2 protein-coding genes and 1 pseudogene are annotated in these 4723 nt (G+C 70.0%); 2 read left to right on the top strand and 1 reads right to left on the bottom strand.

Annotated elements, in window-relative coordinates:
* Window positions 1-359 (bottom strand): annotated as a pseudogene (locus AC1DU6_RS20395) (DNA ligase-associated DEXH box helicase); the annotation flags it as partial.
* Between the two features lie 149 nt (window positions 360-508).
* On the opposite strand from AC1DU6_RS20395, the gene AC1DU6_RS20390 reads away from it, so the two are divergent.
* Together AC1DU6_RS20390 and AC1DU6_RS20385 are read left to right on the top strand one after the other, a co-directional pair.
* Window positions 509-2230, top strand: coding sequence for a ShlB/FhaC/HecB family hemolysin secretion/activation protein (locus AC1DU6_RS20390; RefSeq protein ID WP_477859195.1), 1722 nt, complete (start codon window positions 509-511; stop codon window positions 2228-2230).
* The coding region (locus AC1DU6_RS20385) for a two-partner secretion domain-containing protein (protein ID WP_477859193.1) at window positions 2230-4723 on the top strand (2494 nt) is incomplete at its 3' end. The genes AC1DU6_RS20390 and AC1DU6_RS20385, both read left to right, overlap by 1 nt.

The raw sequence follows: 4723 nt of genomic DNA, 5'->3' as shown, positions 1-4723 counted from the left end.
GCATTCACCGCGCCGCTGACGAAGTAATCGCCCGACACGACCCAGACCTCGCCGCGGTGTTCCACCCGCACCTGGGCCGAACCCAGCACATGGCCGGCAGGGTGCAGGCTGACGGTTGCCTCGCCCAGTTGCAACGGCTCGCCATAGGCCAGGCCCTGGAAGGCCATGTCGGGACCCACGCGGGAGCGCATCAGCCCTTCGGCGTCGCTGTGGGCGAGGTAGGCGCCGTGGCCCTCGCGGCAATGGTCGGCATGGGCGTGGGTGATGACGGCACGCGCCACCGGCCGCCAGGGGTCGATATGGAAACCGCCCGCCTCGCAATACAGGCCCTCGGGGCGGCGGGTGATCAAGTCAGCCATGGACCCAGTGTGCCCAGGTCGGCGCAGCACGCTTGTCGGACGGCATCCGCTCATTTACGGGACTCGCGCGGAACTCAAACGCCAGAGCCGTGACTCACCACGGGTGCGACCGCCAGGTCATGCCCGCCGCCACTGCTACGGACCCGACCTTGCTGCTCGATCCCCGCCATCGCCGATGCTCGCCCTTGCGCCTCAGCCTGCTGGCTGTGCAAACGCTGGCCTGCGCCTCGGGCTGGGCAGCCGGCACGCCGCCGGTGGTGCCCACGCCGGCCGAGCTGACCCGCCCGCCCGAGGCTCGCAACACCGAGCTGCCGCCCGAGCGTCCGCAGCAGGTCACGCGCGAGCTCGGCAAGCCCGACGACGAGCTCAAAATCGACGTCACCGCCTACAGCCTGTCGCCCGACGCCCCAGCCGCCCTGCGCGAGGCCCTGCCGCGATTGACTGCTGCCTTCGTCGGCAAGGACCGTGGCTTCGAGGATCTCGTCAACGCTGCCAACGAGGTGACCCGCTTCCTGCAGCGCGACCTGGGGCTCTACCTGGGTTACGCCTACATCCCGGAGCAGACCTTCGATGGCCAGACGGTGCGCATCGCCGTGCTGGAGGGGCGGCTGGACCGCGTCGTGCTGAACTGGAGCGACGGCCTGCCGGTGGACCGTGAGGTCGTCGAGGCCTATCTGGCACGCCTGAAGCCGGGCGACGTGCTGACGGTGGAAGCCGTCGAGCGCACGGTCTTCCTGATCAACGACCTGCGCGGCATCGTCACGCGGGCCGAGGTCAAGGCCGGCAGCGCGCCGGGCACCGCCATCCTCGAATTCACGCCGCGCGCCGAATCGCGCTACAGCGGCAGCGTCGACGGCGACCTCAATGGCTCCAAGGTCATCGGTGCCCAGCGCCTGGGGGCCCAGGTCGTCATGGCCAGCCCGCTGGGCCGCGGCGACGGTCTGTCGGCATCAGTGCTGGCCTCCACCGGCGGCGGCCTGCTGTTTGCGCTGCTGGGCTACACCAGCCCCATCGGCGCCGACGGTTTCAAGGCCGGCGCGTCGCTGTCGGCGGTGCGCTATCAGCTCGACAAGAAGGAATTCCCCCTCGGCCTGGACGGCACCGGCACGACGCTCAACCTCTTCGCCCTCTACCCCTGGGTGCGCTCTCGCAACCTCAACCTGTTTGCGCTCGGGGCGGTGGACGCCAAGCGCTATGTCGACAAGGTCGCGGCCCTGTCGACGAAGAAGCATGTGGACGATGCCAGCGTCGGTGTCAGCGGCGATTTTCGCGACAGCCTGCTGACCGGCAGCGTCAACACCTTCGAGCTCAACCTGGCGCAGGGCCGGCTCAACTTCCCGGCCGGCGCGCCCAGCGGTGGCGACGACGCGGCGAGCTTTCGCAAGCTCAGCTTCGCGGCCTCGCGGCTGCAGAACGTGCTGAGCAATCGGCTGTTGGCCTATTTCACGATGCGCGGCCAGTGGGCCCTGTCCAACCTCGACTCGACCGAGCAGTTCCGCGCCGGGGGGCCGAACGGCGTGCGCGCCTATGCGCCGGGCGAAGGCACGGGCGACAGCGGCGCCGTCGCCAGCCTGGAGCTGCGCTGGCTGCCGCCGGCCAGCCTGTTCGGGCGCTGGGCCAGCGAGCTGGTGCTGGCGGCCTTCTACGACGGCGCCTTCATCCGCTACCGCCACGATCCCAACCTCGTGCTGCGCGAGCCCGGCTACGTGAATCGCGCCTGGCTGGGCGGCGCGGGGCTGTCCCTGGTATGGGCGCGCGGCAACGCGTATGCCTTCCGCATGAGCCTGGCCACGCCCACGCACGGCCATGCCAGCACCGAAAGCCAGTCGAGCAAGCTGCGCCTGTATGCCCAGGGATCGTGGAGCTTCTGATGTGGCGCCTGCAACCCCTCGCCCTTGCTCTGTGCCTTGCCGCAGCCTATCCGGCTGCCCATGCGCTGCCTCAAGGCGCCCAGGTCGTGCAGGGACAGGTTGCAATTCGCCCGGGCCTGATCCAGCAGGGCAGCGACAAGGCCATCGTCAACTGGCAGAGCTTCTCCATCGCCGCGGGCGAGGGCCTGCGTATCCAACAGCCCAGCGTCAATTCGGTGCTGGTCAATCGTGTCGTCGGTGGCGACCCGTCCCTGATCCTCGGCCAGATGCAGGCCAACGGCCGGGTCTTCCTGATCAACCCGCGCGGCATCGTCTTCGGGCGGGGATCGCAGGTGGATGTCGGCGGTCTCGTCGCGTCCACGCTGGACCTGTCCGACACCGCCTTCATCGCCGGCAACTACCGCTTCTCGGCGGGCGCGGGCGCCAGCGCGCTGCAAGCTGACGGCAGCATCAGCGCGCCGGGCGGCACGGTGGCGCTGGTCGCCCCCCAGCTCAGCGTTGGAGGCAGCATCGCGGCGCGGCGTGTCGGGCTGGGTGCAGCCAGCACGGTGCAGGTGGATGTGGAAGGCGACGGCCTTGTCCTCTTCAATCTGCGCAACGACGACAACCGCGACGTCGCACTGAAATTCAGCGGCCGCGTGCAGGCCGAGAGCAGCGCCGAGATGCGCGCCCAGGCTCGTGGCGGCGCGGCCGGCCAGGTGCTGAACATGGACGGCATCGTGCAGGCGCGGGGCTTGAGCCAGCAGGGCGGGCGCGTCGTCATCGACGGCGGCACGGTGGGCGTCACCACCGTCAATGGCAGCGTGGACGCCAGCGGCGAACGAGGCGGCGGCATCACMGTGCTCGGCCAGAAGCTCGCGCTGCTGGACGGCGCCCGGCTGGACGCGTCCGGGCGCCTCGGCRGCGGCAGCCTGCAGGTCGGTGGCGGCTTCGAGGGCAGGGGCACCGAGCACAACGCCGAGCAGACCTGGATAGGTGCCGGCGCTGAGCTGCGCGCCAATGCCACCGAACGGGGCGATGGCGGCCGCATCGCCGTCTGGGCTGACGGACGCACCGACATGCTCGGCAGCATCTGGGCCCGCGGCGGGCGTCTGGGGGGCAATGGCGGCATGGTCGAGACCTCGGGCCGCCAGCAGCTCAACCTGCTCGGCCGCGTTGACGCCAGCGCACCGCTGGGGCGGTCGGGCCAGTGGCYGCTCGACCCCAACGACGTGGTCATCAAGGCCAACAGCGGCACCAACACCAACGTTGGCGCGGCGCCGAATTTCGCCAGCACGGACGATGCCGCCGTGGTCGACGTTGGCGCCCTCAACAATGCGCTGTCCGGCGGCACRTCGGTGACGGTGCAGACCCTGGCCTTGGGCACCAACGGCCAACATGGCGACATCGACGTCCAGGCCGCCATCGTGCCTACCGGCGCGGCCACGCTGAACCTGATCGCCTTGCGCAACATCAGCTTCAGCGCCGGCAGCATCGGCGCGGGGGCAGGTGCCCTCAACGTCGTCCTGCAGGCCGGCGGCGACATCACCGGCAGCACCCTCAATACAGGCGGCGGCAGCCTCACCGCGGCGAGTTCGGGCGCGGGCACCGTCGCACTGGGCAGCGTCACCAGCGCAGGCCTGACCCTCAGCAGCGTTGGCGGCGACGTCGTCCTGCCGACCGGCACGGTCACGGGCAATGTCGGCGTCACCACCAGCGGCAGCGGCGCGATCACGCAGGCCGGCGCGTTGGCGGTGACTGGCACGACGGGTGTCACCACGGGGTCCGGCAACATCACGCTGACGGCGGCCAGCAACAACCTGCAGGGCGCGGTCAGCCTGATGACCACCGGTGTCAGCCAGGTCAGCAACGGCAGCGGCAACGCACTGACCCTGGGTGCGCTGAACACCCATGCCCTCACCGCCAGCGCCACGGCAGCGAACCTGAACGTGGGCAGCGGCACCGTCACCGGCAATTTCAGCGTGACGACGACCGGTACTGGCACCATCACCCAAGGCGGTGCGCTGACGGTGACCGGCACCACGGGCTTGAGCAACGGCAGCGGCAACATCACGCTGGCCTCGGCCAACGACCTGCGGGGGCTGGTGAGCGTCACCACCACCGGCAATGCGCAACTCGTCAATGGCAGCGGCAAGGACTTGTCCCTGGGCGCGCTGAGCACCGGCGGCCTGACCGTCAGCACCAGCAATGCCAATCTGGACCTCGGCAGTGGCGGCATCACCGGCAACCTCAGTGCGACGACGACCGGCACCGGCACGATCACGCAGAGCGGTGCGCTGACGGTGACCGGAACGACGGGCCTGAACAATGGCAGCGGCAACATCACGCTGACCACGGCCGCCAATGACCTGCAGGGCGCGGTCAGCATCACCACCACCGGCGCCACGCAACTCAGCAATGGCAGCGGCAAGGCGCTGACGCTGGGCACGCTGAACACGCACGATCTCACCGTCAGCGCCACGAGCGCCAGCCTGGGCCTGGGCAGCGGCAGCA

Source organism: Roseateles sp. P5_B10, from assembly GCF_056400485.1.
Note: the sequence above shows the minus strand (reverse complement) of the source record. Positions and strands in the feature narration are given on the sequence as shown.